Source organism: Halorussus pelagicus, assembly GCF_004087835.1.
Taxonomy (GTDB): domain Archaea; phylum Halobacteriota; class Halobacteria; order Halobacteriales; family Haladaptataceae; genus Halorussus; species Halorussus pelagicus.
Genome location: NZ_CP035119.1, coordinates 2,949,519 through 2,964,768 on the forward strand (window position 1 = coordinate 2,949,519; position 15,250 = coordinate 2,964,768).

19 protein-coding genes are annotated in these 15,250 nt (G+C 65.2%); 8 read left to right on the forward strand and 11 right to left on the reverse strand.

The features are described 5' to 3' along the window. Positions 1 to 27 precede the first annotated feature (27 nt). A complete protein-coding gene (locus EP007_RS14845; protein WP_128478394.1) occupies positions 28 to 657 on the forward strand; it encodes a VOC family protein in 630 nt (209 codons plus the stop codon). Positions 658 to 728: 71 nt separating this feature from the next. Here EP007_RS14845 and EP007_RS14850 read toward each other — a convergent pair whose 3' ends face one another. The 3 genes from EP007_RS14850 to EP007_RS14860 all read right to left on the reverse strand — a co-directional run bounded on the left by EP007_RS14850 (position 729) and on the right by EP007_RS14860 (position 1,446). Continuing rightward, entirely contained in the window at positions 729 to 917 is a 189-nt protein-coding gene (locus EP007_RS14850) for a hypothetical protein (RefSeq protein WP_128478395.1), read from the reverse strand. A gap of 80 nt (positions 918 to 997) precedes the next feature. Beyond that, the gene (locus tag EP007_RS14855) at positions 998 to 1,264 is read right to left on the reverse strand and encodes an elongation factor 1-beta (RefSeq protein WP_128478396.1); all 267 of its coding nucleotides are present in this window, start codon (positions 1,262 to 1,264) and stop codon (positions 998 to 1,000) included. A 2-nt stretch (positions 1,265 to 1,266) separates the two neighbouring features. Next, positions 1,267 to 1,446 carry an HVO_2753 family zinc finger protein gene (locus EP007_RS14860; RefSeq protein ID WP_128478397.1) on the reverse strand — a complete coding sequence of 60 codons (180 nt, stop codon included), beginning with the start codon at positions 1,444 to 1,446 and terminating at the stop codon, positions 1,267 to 1,269. Positions 1,447 to 1,636: 190 nt separating this feature from the next. Between EP007_RS14860 and EP007_RS14865 the strand changes: the two genes are divergently transcribed. Further along, positions 1,637 to 2,581, forward strand: a complete 945-nt coding sequence (locus EP007_RS14865) for an FKBP-type peptidyl-prolyl cis-trans isomerase (RefSeq protein ID WP_128478398.1) — start codon at positions 1,637 to 1,639, stop codon at positions 2,579 to 2,581. A gap of 491 nt (positions 2,582 to 3,072) precedes the next feature. On the opposite strand, the gene EP007_RS14870 is transcribed toward EP007_RS14865, so the two are convergent. The 3 genes from EP007_RS14870 to EP007_RS14880 all read right to left on the reverse strand — a co-directional run bounded on the left by EP007_RS14870 (position 3,073) and on the right by EP007_RS14880 (position 5,294). Further along, positions 3,073 to 3,819, reverse strand: coding sequence for an HFX_2341 family transcriptional regulator domain-containing protein (locus tag EP007_RS14870; protein WP_128478399.1), 747 nt, complete (start codon positions 3,817 to 3,819; stop codon positions 3,073 to 3,075). Positions 3,820 to 3,938: 119 nt separating this feature from the next. Next, positions 3,939 to 4,565: an RAD55 family ATPase gene (locus tag EP007_RS14875; RefSeq protein WP_128478400.1), complete on the reverse strand. Its 627-nt coding sequence runs from the start codon at positions 4,563 to 4,565 to the stop codon at positions 3,939 to 3,941. A 27-nt stretch (positions 4,566 to 4,592) separates the two neighbouring features. Then, the gene (locus EP007_RS14880; RefSeq protein WP_128478401.1) at positions 4,593 to 5,294 is read right to left on the reverse strand and encodes a MinD/ParA family ATP-binding protein; all 702 of its coding nucleotides are present in this window, start codon (positions 5,292 to 5,294) and stop codon (positions 4,593 to 4,595) included. A 117-nt stretch (positions 5,295 to 5,411) separates the two neighbouring features. On the opposite strand from EP007_RS14880, the gene EP007_RS14885 reads away from it, so the two are divergent. Further along, positions 5,412 to 5,894 (forward strand): DUF5518 domain-containing protein, encoded by a 483-nt coding sequence (locus EP007_RS14885; protein ID WP_128478402.1) that lies wholly within the window; start codon positions 5,412 to 5,414, stop codon positions 5,892 to 5,894. Positions 5,895 to 5,911: 17 nt separating this feature from the next. Here EP007_RS14885 and EP007_RS17625 read toward each other — a convergent pair whose 3' ends face one another. Both EP007_RS17625 and EP007_RS14890 read right to left on the reverse strand, forming a co-directional pair. Then, positions 5,912 to 6,082, reverse strand: coding sequence for an HEWD family protein (locus tag EP007_RS17625; protein WP_166035625.1), 171 nt, complete (start codon positions 6,080 to 6,082; stop codon positions 5,912 to 5,914). Between the two features lie 99 nt (positions 6,083 to 6,181). Next, positions 6,182 to 7,990 carry an ABC transporter substrate-binding protein gene (locus EP007_RS14890; protein ID WP_128478403.1) on the reverse strand — a complete coding sequence of 603 codons (1,809 nt, stop codon included), beginning with the start codon at positions 7,988 to 7,990 and terminating at the stop codon, positions 6,182 to 6,184. Positions 7,991 to 8,140: 150 nt separating this feature from the next. Between EP007_RS14890 and EP007_RS14895 the strand changes: the two genes are divergently transcribed. The 3 genes from EP007_RS14895 (at position 8,141) to EP007_RS14905 (ending at position 11,368) form a co-directional block, all read left to right on the forward strand. Continuing rightward, positions 8,141 to 8,785: a YbhB/YbcL family Raf kinase inhibitor-like protein gene (locus EP007_RS14895; protein ID WP_208023506.1), complete on the forward strand. Its 645-nt coding sequence runs from the start codon at positions 8,141 to 8,143 to the stop codon at positions 8,783 to 8,785. Positions 8,786 to 8,906: 121 nt separating this feature from the next. Then, positions 8,907 to 9,794: a cupredoxin domain-containing protein gene (locus EP007_RS17990; RefSeq protein ID WP_243700401.1), complete on the forward strand. Its 888-nt coding sequence runs from the start codon at positions 8,907 to 8,909 to the stop codon at positions 9,792 to 9,794. A 161-nt stretch (positions 9,795 to 9,955) separates the two neighbouring features. Continuing rightward, a complete protein-coding gene (locus tag EP007_RS14905) occupies positions 9,956 to 11,368 on the forward strand; it encodes a sulfite oxidase (RefSeq protein ID WP_128478404.1) in 1,413 nt (470 codons plus the stop codon). 39 nt (positions 11,369 to 11,407) lie between these two features. Here EP007_RS14905 and EP007_RS14910 read toward each other — a convergent pair whose 3' ends face one another. After that, positions 11,408 to 11,887, reverse strand: coding sequence for an FKBP-type peptidyl-prolyl cis-trans isomerase (locus EP007_RS14910; RefSeq protein ID WP_128478405.1), 480 nt, complete (start codon positions 11,885 to 11,887; stop codon positions 11,408 to 11,410). 185 nt (positions 11,888 to 12,072) lie between these two features. Here EP007_RS14910 and EP007_RS14915 point away from each other — a divergent pair, with 185 nt between their 5' ends. Continuing rightward, positions 12,073 to 12,972: a DUF7551 domain-containing protein gene (locus EP007_RS14915; RefSeq protein ID WP_128478406.1), complete on the forward strand. Its 900-nt coding sequence runs from the start codon at positions 12,073 to 12,075 to the stop codon at positions 12,970 to 12,972. A 30-nt stretch (positions 12,973 to 13,002) separates the two neighbouring features. Here the strand turns inward: EP007_RS14915 and EP007_RS14920 are convergent, their stop codons facing one another. Beyond that, the gene (locus tag EP007_RS14920; protein ID WP_128478407.1) at positions 13,003 to 13,467 is read right to left on the reverse strand and encodes a hypothetical protein; all 465 of its coding nucleotides are present in this window, start codon (positions 13,465 to 13,467) and stop codon (positions 13,003 to 13,005) included. A 245-nt stretch (positions 13,468 to 13,712) separates the two neighbouring features. Between EP007_RS14920 and EP007_RS14925 the strand changes: the two genes are divergently transcribed. Then, the gene (locus EP007_RS14925) at positions 13,713 to 14,504 is read left to right on the forward strand and encodes a DUF4397 domain-containing protein (RefSeq protein ID WP_128478408.1); all 792 of its coding nucleotides are present in this window, start codon (positions 13,713 to 13,715) and stop codon (positions 14,502 to 14,504) included. A gap of 54 nt (positions 14,505 to 14,558) precedes the next feature. On the opposite strand, the gene EP007_RS14930 is transcribed toward EP007_RS14925, so the two are convergent. Next, positions 14,559 to 15,053 carry an acyl-CoA thioesterase gene (locus EP007_RS14930; protein WP_128478409.1) on the reverse strand — a complete coding sequence of 165 codons (495 nt, stop codon included), beginning with the start codon at positions 15,051 to 15,053 and terminating at the stop codon, positions 14,559 to 14,561. Positions 15,054 to 15,250 lie beyond the last annotated feature (197 nt).

The following is a 15,250-nucleotide window of genomic DNA, read 5'->3' on the forward strand; positions in this document are numbered from 1 at the left end:
ATACTCTCAGGCCGACTACCTCGACGTATGGCAAACGACCGCCGACCGGCAGACGACTTCGAAGTCACCTCCGACCTCCCGGACAGTCCGATGCACACGACCGGAACCGACCACGTCACCCTCATCGGGAGCAACGCCGAGGACACCATCGAGTTCTATCGGGACCTGTTGGGCATGCCGCTGGTCCTCCGGCAACCAAACTTAGACGACCCCTCCCAGACGCACCTGTTTTTCGACTCGGGCGACGGCCGCATCGTCACGTTCTTCGTGAACGACGAGCGCGACTCGGACCCTCGGCCCCAGCGAACGGGCGTCGGCGGGGTACATCACCTCTCGTTTAGCATCGACCCCGAGCGATTCGTGGAGATACGCGAAGCCCTCGAAGACGCGGGCCGGGGGTACAACGAGTTCGACAGGGGCATCTTCCACTCGCTGTACACGCAGGACCACAACGGTCTCGTCATCGAACTCTCGACGGACAAGTGGGCGATTCCGGACGACCGGAGAGGAGAGGTGCTGGCGACGGCCCAGCGCATCCGCGAGGAGGACGGCGCGGACTTCGCCGAGGAGCGCCACCTCGAAGCGGCGCTGGACGAACTCGGTATCGACGCCGAGAAGTTCGACCTGCCGGACGCGTCGGCGGGCGCTGGCGTGTAGGGAACGAGCAACTGCGCGGGGTCGCTCAGGGCAGAAAATACGTTTTCCGTCGTCGCGGACCGACGCGCCGATTACGCGTTCTGCTCGGCGACGACTCGCTTCAACAACTGCGGCACGAACACGATTTCGAAGACCGCGAGACCCAACACGACCCACCGGGTAATTCCGTCGAGGAAGGTGAGCGCGATGAAAGTGAGTATCGCGGCGCTACTCAGACCCATACCGTAGCGGATAAGCGGACTAGCGAACGGGGATGACATACCTCAACGAGCTTACTGCTACGGTTTAATCGTTGCTCTCTCGGCCCGCGCGTCGAGCGCGGCAAAAACCGCAAAATCGCTTATATTCGGCCGACGTTCTCGACTTCGACGCTCTCGACGCCCTCGACGGTCGAGAAGCCTTCCTCGACGGCTTCCGTCCCGCCGGTGTCGTCGGGGACGATGACGGTCGGCAGGAGCGCGACCAGACCGAACGCGACTTCATCGCGCTCGAAGCCGTTGATTTTGGCTCCCTCAGGGAGCGACTCTTCGAGTCGGTCCTGAAGCTCGTCGAGGTCGATTTCGGGGCTTTGCGGCATGACCTTGATTTTAGCGGCTACTTTTCCCATGTTTACGGTCCCATGAATCCGCAGTCGGGGCACTCGTAGAGGTTGCTCTGCTTGCGGCACTTCGCACAGCGGTAAATCTGTTGTCCGCAGTCGGGGCACTTGAACGACGCCGCGTTCGTCCCGGAGATGTTAATCCCACAGGAGACGCATCGTCGCGCCTGCTTTTGTTTCGACTGACTCATACCTCCCTGTACCCGACCACGACTTTAAATCGTTTCGATAGGGCCTCCGGACCCGACGCGCCAGTGGTTCGCAAGCGACTCGACGGCGGTTACGGCCCGTTTCCGCCCGTCGGCGAGCGACTCGCGCCCCTATCGAGCGCGTGCGGTCAGAAACGTGATTCTTAAGAGGCGAACGGGCGACGTTTTGGGTATGAGTGAAGAACAAGAGGCCGACGTGGCCGACGACGAGAACGCGGATGTCGAAGACGAGAGCAACGAGGGACTTCAGCAGGGCGACTTCGTTCGCCTCGACTACACCGCACGCACCGTAGAGGACGGCGACATCGTGGACACGACCGACCCCGAAGTCGCCGAGGAAGAGGGTCTCGACGAGGAAGAGCGCGAGTTCGAGCCGCGAACCATCGTTCTTGGCGAGGGTCACATCTTCGAGAGTGTCGAGGACGCCGTCATCGGCGAGGAGATCGGTCACTCCGGTAACACGACCATCCCCGCCGAGGAGGCCTTCGGCGAGTACGACAACGACGAGGTCCGGACCGTCAGCGCCAACAAGATTCCGGAAGACGACCGCTACCCCGGCGCACACGTCGATGTTGACGGCGAACACGGTCACGTCGAGACCATCATCGGCGGCCGCGCTCGCGTGGACTTCAACCACCCGCTCGCCGGTGAGGACATCGAGTACGACTACGAAATCGTCGGCGAGGTCGAGGACCGCGTCGAGCAGGCCCAGGGCCTCATCTCGATGTACCTCGACGCCGACCTCGACATGTGGATTCAGACCGACGAGGTCGAAGAGGAGACCGTCGTCGAGTCCGACGACGAGGACGAAGACGCTGAACCCGAAACCGAGACCGAGACCGTCGAGAAGGAGACGCTCTACATCGAGAGCACGCCCCAGCTGGCGATGAACCAGCAGTGGATGTTCCAGAAGCAACAGATCGCTCAGAACGTCATCGACCAGCTCGGTCTCGACCGCGTCATCGTTCAGGAGACCATCGACGGCGGCGGCATGGGACCGATGGGCGGCATGATGGGCGGCGGCATGGGCGGCGCTGACCTCGAAGAAGCCCTCGAAGACGCCGACGTTGACGAAGAGGAAATCGTCGAAGAACTCGAAGACGCCGACGAAGAGTAACGCCGACTCGTTCCTGCTTTCTTTTTTTTTTCCGGACAGCGGCGCGGCCGTCGCTCGGTGAGCAAGGAACACGACCGACGCCGGAGGGATATCGTTGGCGGGTATGGAGGAAGGGCGGAGTGGTGTCGCTGGAGGGCCGAGAGGCGTCGTCGGTCGGTGGGTGTGTCAGAGGCGAACGGAGCGCCGAAGCGTCAGTGGGGACCGCGGGCGATGCCGCGGTGGAGGGCTGGCCGGGCGAGGCCAGCGGGGGTGGGCGGCTCTGACTGGTTGGGGCGACGGCCGGTCGGGCAACCGGCCGACTCGGGGAGGTCGTGTGTGACCTCCACTTCTGTCTACACCGGCGATTATATTCAATTCTATCACGATACTATTCATACTATCGAAACAACCGATAGTATCGATACAACCCATACTTTCGATACTGACGGAACTATCAAGACTATTTGCACGGAACCGCCATATTCAGGCGAACGCGACGCCAGAGAAATCGTTTAGCGGTCGCGGAGTTTGTGGCGGAACGCGCGGAGAGCGTCGCTCCCGGTGTCGGTGAGAACGACCTGTTTGCGCCGCCCCACATCCTCGATTTCGACGTAGCCGTCTTCGAGCAGGGGTTCGACGATGTTGGCGTTCAGGAGCGCGAACTTCGCCTTGTCGTTGGCGGGGTCGTTGTCGGCGACGAACGCCAGCCCCTGCTCTTCGGCGTACTCGATGATGTCTTTCTTTTTCACGGTGTAGGTCTCGGTGTTCGTCTCCGCGAGGAAGTCCATCACCGCGACTTGGTCGGTCGTGGGCGACTCGATTGGGTAGGACGGAAGCACCTCGTCGCCCGCGTAGCCGTAGCTCTGGCGCTCGCGGCGGTCGGCCGCGGGGTAGTCCGTCGGGTGGACGTAGTAGGCCGTCGCGTCGGTGGCCATGCAGGCGATGGCCGCGCCGACCGCCGAGAGCTTCGACCCGCTGGAGACGTTCACGCGAACGATGTCTTCGGTGTGGTCGGCTGTCAGGGTCGTCACGACGCCCAGCACGTCGTAGATGTCGAACACGTCCACGCTCCGCGAGCGGATTTCGACGCCGAAGTCGTCCAACTCCGCGCGCAGGTCGTCGTGGTAGTCGGGACCCTCTCCTGGGTCGTCGTGTTCGAGCAGGTAGAGAATATCGACGTTGTGTTCGCGGACGGGACCGACGATGCGGTCGTACTCGTAGCCGAGCGCGGCGATGTGAACCTCGTCTATCGTCTGCATGGCGGGTTATCTTCGATGCCCGTATGCGTCCGTCTTAAGTTCTCGGCATCGAGTCTCGGACGATGGTTGGGAAGTCTTGGGAGTACGAAGCGGGAGGGGAAATCCGCGGCCCGCGCTCGTCACGCGATGTCCCGACTCGTGTCGATACGGACCGACTCCGCGAGTTCGAGTTTGATCGTCTCGGGGAGCGCGCGGCCGCCCCGGAACTTCGGCACTGCGAGGCGCGTCTCGACCGTGTCGCCCGAATACTCGGTGTGAAGCTGAAACACCACGTCGGCGATGTGTTCGGTCACGTCGCGGGTGTCGGACACGCTGCGACCGTCGAGGCAGTGGAGGAAGGCGACGCCGTCGGTGTTGTGGAGGTGGTTCTGAAGGTCGTTGAGGAAGTTCCGATACCGGTCCTCGTCGCAGTCCTCCAGCAGGTCCACCGGGTCCACGATGAGGTTCGAGTCCTCGGGGAGACGCCGGAAGAGCCGCTGGGAGTGGTCCAGCGGCGCGTCGCCGGGGACGCGGCGCACGTCGGGCGACCCGGTGTGTCCCGGCGCGCGCTCCAGCGCCTCGGCGACGGCCGCCTCGTCGCGGTCGGTCGAGAGGTACAGCGTCTGGCGCGCGGCGGTGAACTCGTAGAGTAGTAGCTCGGCCTGACTCGCGGGCGGTGCCGAGAGCGCGACGACGCTCCCCTTCGGTAGCCCCCCGTCGAGTTTTCTGTCTAACACGTCGATGCCGGTCGAGAGACGCCGTGGCACGTACTTGCACGATTTGGAATCGTTGTTTCATAAGTATTTGGGCTGAAGCACTGACACGATACGGTCGTGTGCGGTCCGAACTCTTTCGTCGTCGAGCGGTCCGACGCCACTCTCGACGCCGTCGGTGCGCGAGTCGATTCCGGCGTCGGGCACGACGCCGAGGACCGGACAGTCCAGCAGTCGCTCGATGCCCGCCGGAGTCTCGTCGGCGCGCGAGACGACTGCGCCCGCGACCGGCGCGTCGAGTTCGCGCGCCATCGCGGCCGTCTTCGCGGCGTCGCGCAGGCAGGCGGGGTCGGTCGTCGTCACGACCACCGCGGCGTCGGCCGCCCGGAGCGGTGCCACGGCGTCCGGTCCCGCGCCCGCGGGGCAGTCAAGCAGAACGGCGTCGGCAACGCCTCGAACGCGCGCCAGCGGGACCGACGCGCGGGGTCGTGTGTCGTCGTTGGCCGCGGACCCGGCCGACGGCGGGCCGGTCCCCGCCGGGAGAACGTCAATTCCTGCGGTCGGGCGGTCGGCGCTCCCGGCGACGAGGTCGGGGGGCCACCCCTCTGCGACGGCGTCGAGACCGGGCGTTCGCGCGACCCCGGCCATCGCGTGCAGGTCGGGCATCTCCCGGTCGGCGTCCACCGCGACGACGCGCCTGCGTTGGCGGCCGAGCGCGGCCGCGAGACCGAGCGTCGTGGTCGTTTTCCCGGCACCTCCCTTCCCTCCGGCGACGGCGAGCATGGCGTTGGCTTGTCCCGGCTTCCGGTTTCAACGTTCGGACGAACTCGCGGCCGTCCCGTAGTTGATAGATAGTCAATAGATTCAATATCGTACAGAGGAAACGGAGCAAGTATCCGAATGCTCTCACTTCGAACGCTGGTGGCGGACCTGACCGACGAGTCGTTGCGAACCGCGACGCTCGTCGGTCTCGCTTCGATTCCGTTCACCGTCGCCCTCTCTTGGGACTCCATAACGCTCCCCCACGAGATACTGTCGAACGGCGGAATAAACTTCGACGCGACGATTTCCGCAACGGCCATATTCTTCGCTGGCGCGGTCGTCGGCTACCTCTACGCCGGACGACCGGTGGAGGTCGAACGCGCCAGTACCCGAGCGGGGGTCGTCGGTTCTGCCCCCATGATGGTGCTGGTTCTTTTGGCCCTGCCCGTGGTCGTCTGGCACGGTTCATCGGTCCTACGCGTCGCCATCGTGGTCCTGACCCCGCTCTTGGTCGTCATGGGTGCCGGATTCTGTGCGGTAGTGTCACTTCTCGGGTCGATACTCGGAAAATGGGTGGCCGAGCAAATCGGGCGAGGACGACCGGCCAGCGTCGAGAACTGAGTCGGGGGTTCTCGACGCTACTCCCGAACCGGGCGATACGCGCCGTTGATGTCCCACTCGTGGATGCAGTGAGGGTTCCCGATTCGCTCTTGGCCGTCGATTCGCCACGTCGTCGCATCGGCGTCCCACACGTCCCGACGACCGCACTGCTGACACTCCCGTTCGTCCGGCGGGTCCAGTTCGACCATTAGACGAGTAGATGCGCGCAGGCCTGATAAATGGGCGTTCTGCCGCGGGGTTTGCCGCAAATCCGTAATCGCTCGCTTCGCGGTCCGAACTCTCGCGGGTTACTCGCGCTTGCCGACTTTCGCGTGGTTGTACTTGTGCTTCGAGAACCCGGCCGCGCCGGTTTTGGCCACGTCCACCCAGTCGTAGTAGAACCCCTCGCCGATGGGGTGGTAGACGGGGAGTGCGACTACGTCCTCCCAGTTGGCGCGCTCCATCTCGCGGTAGGCCTCGGTCCGCGCTTGTCGGTCGCTCTCGCTCCCCGACGAGTTGTCGAGGACACGCTCCCACGCGCGCTCCGCTCGGTCGGCCGCGGACGTGCCGCCCCACCGGAAGAAGTAGTCCTCGGAGGTGGGCGGGTAGAGAATCTTGAGGAACGTGTCGGGCGAGGGGTAGTCCATCGTCCACCCGTAGGAGAAGGCGTCGAGTTCGCCGTTCCGACCGCGCTCGGCGATAGATGCGAACGTGGTCTGCTCGACGGTTAAATCGACGCCCACGCTGGCCAGTTTATCCCGGAGGAGCGTCGCCGTCTCGTTCCACGCCTCGCCCTCGTAGACCGTGAGTCGGACCTCCGTGGGGTTCTCTGGACCGTAGCCAGCGTCCGCGAGGACCGCCTTGGCGTCCTCGAAGCGCGACTCGGTGAGGTTGTAGGGGTACGCCTCGGCGTCGTCTCGATACGCCGCGTTGCCGCCGGGGTAGAGGTTGGGCGGCGTGATGTGGGCCGCGCTCGACCCGCGGCCGTCGTGGACTTCCGCTATCTGGGTCTGCTGGTTCAGGACGTAGGCGATGGCCTGCCGGACCGGTTTCTCGACCTGCTCGGTGTTGAATCCGATGTAGTAGGTCCACGTCAGCGGGACTTGCAGGTACTGAATCGTCCTGCCGTTTTCGGGGAGCGGCCCGTAGGTGCCGACGTTCCGTCCCTTCTCGTCGGTGGTCTCGATGGAGACGAGACTCGAATCGAACGTCCCACTGGGGACCCAGAAGATGTCGGCGTTCTCGTTGGTGGCGTAGGTGTACGCAGCCGCGGGGTCGCTCGTGACCTGCCAGTGAATCCCGGCGACGTACGGGCCGTCGCCGTAGTAGTCGTCGCGCGCCGAGACGGCGTACTCCACGTCCTTCTGCCAGTTCTTCAGCGTGAAGGGACCCGCGCCAATGGGGTTTTCGGTGGCGAACTCGTCTTGGCTCATCTCGCCGTCGTAGCCCGGTACGTCGCCGACGACGCCCTCCGGGACTATGCCGAAGGAGGGGTAGGCCAGCACGCCCAGCGCGGCGTGGAACGGTTCGGTCAGGTGTATCTCGACAGTTTGGTCGTCCACCGCCTCGACGCCGAGCGTTCCTGGGTCGTACTCCTCGGCGGTACCGTCGCCGGTTTCGACCGTCCGAGTCTCGTGTTCGACGCCCAGAACGTCGAGGAGGTCGCTCGCCGACGTGGAGTTCTCGGAGGCGGCGACGCGCTCGAAGGAGTAGACCACGTCGTCGGCCCGAACGGGTCGCCCGTCGGAGAACGTCGCTTCGGGGTGCAACTCGAAGGTGTGGACCGTCCCGTCGTCGGAGACGCTGTGGTCGTCGGCGAGTAGCAACTCGGGATCGAGGTCGCCCTTCGGGTAGTGGGCCAACCCGTCGAACAACTGCGAGATGACGGTGGTTGACTCCGAGTCGTTCGCCGCCGCGGGGTCGAGCGTCCGGATGGAACTGCCGACCATCTGGAGCGTCCGCTCGGCGGACGAGCCTTCGGCTTTCGGTGCGCTCCCGGTACAACCCGCCAGACCGACGCCGACCGCGACGGTCCCGGCGGTGCCCAGAAACGCGCGGCGGGACCGACCGACAGAACTGTCGCGGGGACGCGTGTTGGAGGACTGATTAGGTGTCATAATGTAGCATGCCGCCTCCCGAGGCGACTGTGTGCGGCTGTTCTCGTCTCTGAATAAAGACAGTGGCTACTTAGTACCATCCGTGTCAGAGAGTAACAATCGTGAAAAGAGGCCCCAAACCGCTTTATCGACAACGCCGAACCAGTTGCCATGCGCAGACGCACGTTACTGCGCTCGGCCGCGGCGGCCGCGACGATTTGGGGGACCGGAGCGATGCCCGCGAGTGGGACCCGCGACGGGCAGGAGACCACGACTGGAGAACAGGCGACGACGACCGAAGGCGAGCAGACCACTACCGAAGACGGCGGCGAGTTCGCGCTCTCGACGGACGCCTGGGAGAACGGCGAGACGATTCCGACGCGGTACACCTGCGACGGGGAGAACGTCTCGCCACCGCTCTCCATCTCGAACCCGCCGGAGGGGACCGAGGCGTTCGCGCTGGTGATGGACGACCCGGACGCGCCGAGTCCGCCGTTCGTCCACTGGTTGCTCTGGAACGTTCCGGCCGACGCCCGCGAACTCCCCGAGGGCCTTCCCGCGAGCGAGACGCTTGACGACCTCGGGGGCGCGGTGCAGGGAGCGAACGGAACCGAAGAACTGGGCTACGTCGGTCCCTGCCCGCCGGAGGGCGACCCGCGACACACCTACCTCTTCAGTCTCTACGCGCTCGACGCGCCGCTGGAGTTGGACCCCGGTGCGGAGTACCAGCAGGTCGTGGACGCCGTGTTGCAGAACGCAATCGCACGCTCGCAGTACGTCGGGCAGTACGCTCGGAGCGCCACAACGACGACCTAATAAGGCGACAAGCGAGCGACAGACCGAGCAAGCTCCCAGTCGGACCGAACCACCGACCGACGCCACGGAACGTGAGGTGCCCGAACCCTTTTGCCGGATAGAACCGACGATACTGTCGGTTATGGGGGGAGAAAGCGGTGCGAGCGACGGAGGCGAATCGACCGTCAGCGAGGAGTTGAGCGAAGCGACCGACAGGCGAAGCCTCCTGTGCGCGCTCGGCGGCGCGGCCGCGCTGTCGGCCGCGCCGCCGCTCGTTTCGGGCGACGCGGCCGCACAGGACGACCGGACAACTATCGTCCTCGGGGCGCGGCGCGACTACTGGGTCGGGCTTCAGCCACAGGCGATAGAGGGCCAGCGGAATCCGGCGCTCCGACTGCGGCAGGGCGACGCCTACCGGGTCGTTTGGGTGAACCTCGACGGAGCGCGACATCGGTTGCGACTGCTCGACCCCGACGGCAACGTCGCCAGCCAGACCGGGCCGTCCAACCGGCAGGGCGCGACGCGGGGGACCCGGTTCCGAGCGCGCGAGCGGTTGGCCAGCTACGAGTGTGAGTTCCATCCCGACGAGATGCGGGCCGCGGTCGAACTGGGCGAGGGGTACCCGACGACCGAAAGCGAAGAGACGACACAGGAGACCAGGACGACCGAAAGCGGCGAAACGACGGCCGATGGCGCGTCCGGCGACGTGGCGGCAGAAGTCGCGGCCGGACCGTCGGGCAACTACTTCCGGTTCGTCCCCGAGCGCGTCGAGATTCCGGTCGGTGGAACGGTGCGCTGGCGCTTCGAGAGCGCCGGACACAACGTCTCGGCGCGACCCGAGGCCGCCCGACAGGTGAGTCTCCCCGAGGACGCAGAGCCGTTCTCGTCGTACCCCGAGGGCGAGTCGTTCCGCGTCGTCTCCGAGGGCGAGACTTACGCCCACACCTTCTCGGTGCCCGGCGAGTACGTCTACGTCTGCGTCCCGCACGTCGGCGAAGGGATGATAGGCACGGTCGTCGTGGCCGAATAGTTCTCCCGAAAAAGTGATTCGATTTATCACTTCGCTCCGGACACCTCAGGCGGAACGTTAAGCCCGAATCGGCCGAACCAGTTGGTCGTATGTCAGGGGGAGACAGGGGAACGGGAGACGACGGGAGAACTGACAACCCGAAAACGCCAGACGGCGAGCGAATGACAGACAGCGAGCGAGCGAGAGACGACGCGGGTTCGCGCGACCGGTATCTGAACAGACGGCGCTTTCTGATGGCTTCGGGGACGCTGGCCGGGGTCGGCGTCCTCGCGGGCAACGTCGGCGGACAGGAGACGACGGAGGGCGGCCAGCAGGAACCGCCGCTTGCAGAGCAGTATCCGGGCCTGCGAATTATCTCGGCGGACCCGCAGAACGCGGAGGCCGCCTCGCGCAGTACCTACGAGAGTTTCGTCACGCCCCGCGAGGAACACTACATCCGGAACCACTACTCGACGCCCGAGATAGACGAAGACGAGTGGACCGTCTCGCTGACCGGCATGGTAGACGAGGAGGTCGAACTCTCGATGGAGGAGATAAAGCGAGAGTATTCGACCGAGACGGTTACCCACACGATGCAGTGTTCGGGCAACGGGCGGGCCTACTTCGAACCGCAGGTCGGCGGCAACCCGTGGACCTTCGGCGCGGTCGGGAACACGGTCTGGACCGGCACGCCCATCAGCGAGATTTTGGAGGAGTACGGCGCGAACACCGACCAGAATATGTGGCTCTCGGTGATGGGCGGAGACGCCCCCGAGGGCGAGGACATCTTCACACGCTCGATTCCGATGCGGAAGGTGATGAGCGACTGCCTGCTGGCCTACGAGATGAACGGTGCGCCGATGAACGACGACCACGGCTTTCCGGTGCGACTGCTCGTGCCCGGTTGGTTCGGCAACAACAACGTCAAGTGGGTAGACCGGATGCACGTCATGGACCGGATGGTGTTCGGCGAGGAGTGGGAGGAGGGCGACCAGCAACTCTACACCCACTGGCAGCAGTATTCGTACCGCATCATCCCGGCGGGCGAGGAGGCCAACACTCGACCCCGCATCGGCGTCTTCGACACACAGCGCCAGATGGACTCGCAGGGAATCGACCAGCCGTTCCTCTACGACCAGATAGTCAAGTCGCTCATCGGCTACCCGACGCTTGACTCGACGGTCTCGCCCGGTCCGGACGGCCAGATAGAGGTCCTCGGCGTGGCGTGGGCGGGCGACGACCGAGTTGAGCGCGTCGAAATCTCGACCGACGGCGGCGAGACGTGGAACGACGCGGAGTTTTTCGGTCCCCGACAGGGACCGTACTCGTGGCGGCAGTTCCGGTACGTCTGGGACGCGAGTCCCGGCGAGTACACGCTCTACTCGCGGGCGACCGACGGGAAGGGCCGGACCCAACCGGCGACCATCTCGAACCCGGACCAAGGTCTGCGCGAGATTCGGGACGGCATGTTTCCGTGGAACGTGGACGGCTACGCTAACACCGCCTACGAACCGCACGGCGTGAACGTGACCGTCCAGTCCGACCGCGGTGGTCAGATGACTACCGAGGGTGAACGAACGACGACATCGTCGTAGACGCACCGAACGGTCCTCTTTTTTGGGAAAGAAAACGCCTCAACCGTCCTCGTAGCGATTCAGCAGTTTTACGTCGAACTCGACGGGCAGGCCCGCGAGTTCGTGGTTGAAGTCCACCGTGACCGACTCGTCGCCGACCGCGACTATCCACCCCGTCTCGCCGGTCTCCGCGCGGACGAGTTCGCCAGTCTGGGCGGTCACGTCGCTCCGGTCTTCGAGGTCGGCCCGCGGGAACTCGACGACTTTCTCCTCGTCGCGCTCGCCGAACGCGCGCTCGGGGGCGACCGTGACGGTGCGCTCGTCGCCGACCGCCATCTCCCGAACCGCATCGTCCAACCCCGGCACGACGTTCCGGTCGCCGACCCGGAACTCCAGCGGTTTGTAGTCGCGGTGACCGTGATAGATGCTCGACTCCATCGCCACGTCCACGTCCGTCGTGTCGAAAACCGCTCCGGCGTCTTCGCCCCCAGCGATGCGCCCCGTGAAGTGTACGACCGCGATGTCTCCTTTCGACGCCATACGATACCACTCGACGCTCTCTCCCTTGAACCTGCGGGAGCGTTCAGCGAGTGGCGGAGCCGAATCGGCCGGAAACGGGCGATTGGTGCGACGCCGAGTGCGTTCGTAGTGCGCACGGACGTGCCAAACTCCAGCAGAGAAGAACCGGAATTTACTTTTCCCGCGAAGTTTTAGGCAAGCCTAAAATGGTCGGTGGAACACTGCGGGACCTGCGAGAGCGCATCGCGGACCGTCACGACGAGAGCGGTCGTTACTACGTGAGCTGTGCCCGAACCGGCGAACGGCCGGTTCCGGTCGCCGGAAAGCGCTTCGAGACGCGCGAGACCGCGGCGAGGGCGGCCGAACTCGCCGCCGAGTACCGGGCTGAACTCCGGTGCTACGACCCCCGCCTCCCTCACTACGACCTCGTGGTCTCGGAGGACCCCGGCCCGAGCGGCCCGGTTGACCCGGTTCCGGTGGTCGAGGAGACCGACGCCACGCGGGTCTCGGACTTCTGTCACGACGTTGCCGCCGCGGTGTTCGAGGCACTCTCGGAACTCGACGAGAAAGCCGTCGAGCGGGCCGTGCTGGAGGCGTATCTCCACTCTGCCGAGTCGGTGACCGACCCCGACGAACTCTGTTTGGTCTTGCTCTCGACGGCGGCGGTCGAACTCGACGACCGACTCGAACCCGACCGGCAGGGCGAGGTCCTGCGAGTCGCCGCGGACCGACTCGGCGCTCGCTCGGACTCCGCGGCGTCGGGCGCGGCCGACCCCGTGGACGCCGCGCTGTCGCGCTTGGACGGACTTTCGCTGGTCGGCGATTACGCGGTGGACCGGAACGGCGGACGCGAGCGGACCAGCCTGTTCGAGGACGGTCGCGCCGGGCGCTCGTGGACGGTCACGGTCGAGGAGTACGCCTTCGACAGCGTGGACGGCCGGGTGCCGACGCTCCCGTTCGCCGTCGAACTGCTCCGGCGACTGCCCGGCGAGCGCATCGCGGTCTCCGATCTCCGAGCGACCGGCGAGTCGGGGTGGACGTTCGTCGTCTCGGCCGACGCTGCGAGTTCGCGGGCGGTCAGCCTCGCCGTGCCGGAAAACGCCTGAATCGGAAGAGGTCGCAGAGAAAGAGTCCGGTCAGGTCTCGAAGTCCGGTAGGTCCTCCGGGGCGTCGTACTCGGCCTCCCAGTCGATGTAGTCGGTCTCCAGCGTGTCGCAGACGACCTGTCCGAGTTCGGTCATCGCGGCGTTGATTCCCGAGACGGTGTTCCACGAGTCGAGGTCGGGGTGGTAGTCCCTCGCTTTCCAGTCCTCGGGGATGCCCGGCGCGTGGTAGCCAACTCGGTCGGCGAAATCGTCCCAGAAAAAGTCGTACTCGCGGAACAGGCCGAGTTCGCGGGCGATTTCGAACTCCGATTCGTCGAGGTCGGTGTGTTCGGCCCACTCCTCGAAGGCGTCGTCCCACGCGCCGTCGGACAGGAACTCCTCCAGTTCCTCCCGGCGGTAGTCGGTGTCGCCCTGCACCTCCACGTCGTCGTACTCCTGTAGGTCCCTCGCGTCCGCCAGTTCGGGCGGGTCCGGAACCGCTACGTCGAGTCCCATGCCCGAGCGATACGCCCGCGACGCCGATAAGCGTTCCTTCCGGCCGCAGGAGGGCGATTCGCTCGGTCCGAACTCGGCGCGTCGAGGTCGAACCGCCGAGTTAGGACCGGCTTTCTCCGGGGTCGCGTTCCGGCGTGCGTGCAATACGCTCGCCGTAATCCGGGTTTCCGACGCCTCTACGACTCGTTACGCCGTGGAGCGTCGTGTCGATTTATGTTCGTCTCGTCCCGAGATTCGTCCGCAGTATGGGTAACACACTATCAGACGTACGAACGCGGATGGCGACGGTCGGCGTCGCCCTGCTGGTGATGATGAGTTTCGCGGGGGTCGGGGTAGCGACAGTCGCGGCGAGTAACTCGGGCGCACAGGACGGCGAGGCCCAGGTCAGGGTGGCGCACATGTCACCCGACGCGCCCGCCGTGGACGTACTGGTAGACGGCGAACCGGTCGTCGAGGGCGTCGAGTTCGGGGCCGTCAGCGACTACCTGGCCCTCTCGGAAGGCCACCACGACATAACGGTTCAAACGAGCGAGGACGAGACGGTCGTTATCGAGGAGAACGTCACGGTCGAGGCTGACACCGCCTACACCGCGGCGGCGGTCGGCGAAGTGTCCGAGGAGACCCTCGAACTGGCCGTCTTCGAGGACGACTTCGAGACGCCGAGCGACGAGAACACCTCGGTGCGCCTGGTCCACGTCTCGCCCGACGCGCCCGCGGTGGACGTGACTGTCGCGGGCACCGACACGGTGCTGTTCGACAACGTCTCGTTCGGTAACGCCACCGACTACGTGGAGATTCCGGCGGACGACTACGAGCTAGAAATCCGGGGCGCGACCGAAGACAACGACGGTGAGGTCGTGACCACGGTCAACGTCTCGGCAGAGGGCGGCACGGTCTACTCGGCGTTCGCCGCCGGATACCTCTCGCCCGACGAGGCACCCGCCGACACGCCCTTCGAGGTCATCTTCGCCACCGACGCTGGCGGCGAGATGACGGAGATGATGGATAGCGAAAACGAAACCACGGCGGAAGCGTAACGCGCTAACCACGGCAGAAGCGTAACGCGCTGCAGACGGGAGTTCCGCGGTGACTCACTCGTCGCCGTTTTCCTCGATTTTTTCGGCGACCGCGGCCAACTGCTCGCGGCGCTGGTCGCGCGCGGCGTCTCTGAGCGCACGCTGGTTCTCGGTTGGGCAGTCGAGGTCCGGTACCTCGGTCGGCGTGCCGTCGTCGTCCAGCGCGACGAAGGTGAAAAAGGAGGTGGTCGTCTCACGCTCCTCGCCGGTCCGGGGGTCCTCGGCGCGCACGTCAACTTTCACCTCGATGCTCGTCCGACCGGTCTCGAAGACGAACGCCTCGACGACGGCGACTTCTCCGAGGTCGATAGCGGAGATGAAATCGACGTGGTCCATCGAGGCGGTGACACACTGGTAGTTCGAGAACCGCATCGCGGCGATGGCTCCGCAGATGTCCATCCAGTGGAGGACCGCACCCCCGAGCGCCCGGCCGAGGTTGTTGGTATCGTTTGGCAACAGGAGTTCGGTCATCTCGGTGTAGGAGTCCATCAGCGTCGCTGTGTCCGACATCGTTCGGACCGTCACGCTCGGGGGCAATCCCGTTTTCGCCTCGCGCGTTCGGCGTCGAGTCGGGCGTTCCGCGCTCGGCGTCGGGTCCGGCGTTCGCGTCCGAGCGCGACGCGAACATTCGTCGGAGAACTCCCGATGCGGAACTCTCGGCTGGCTGGTATTTATCTCGGCACCGACAACGGTAAAAAGGGATAGCG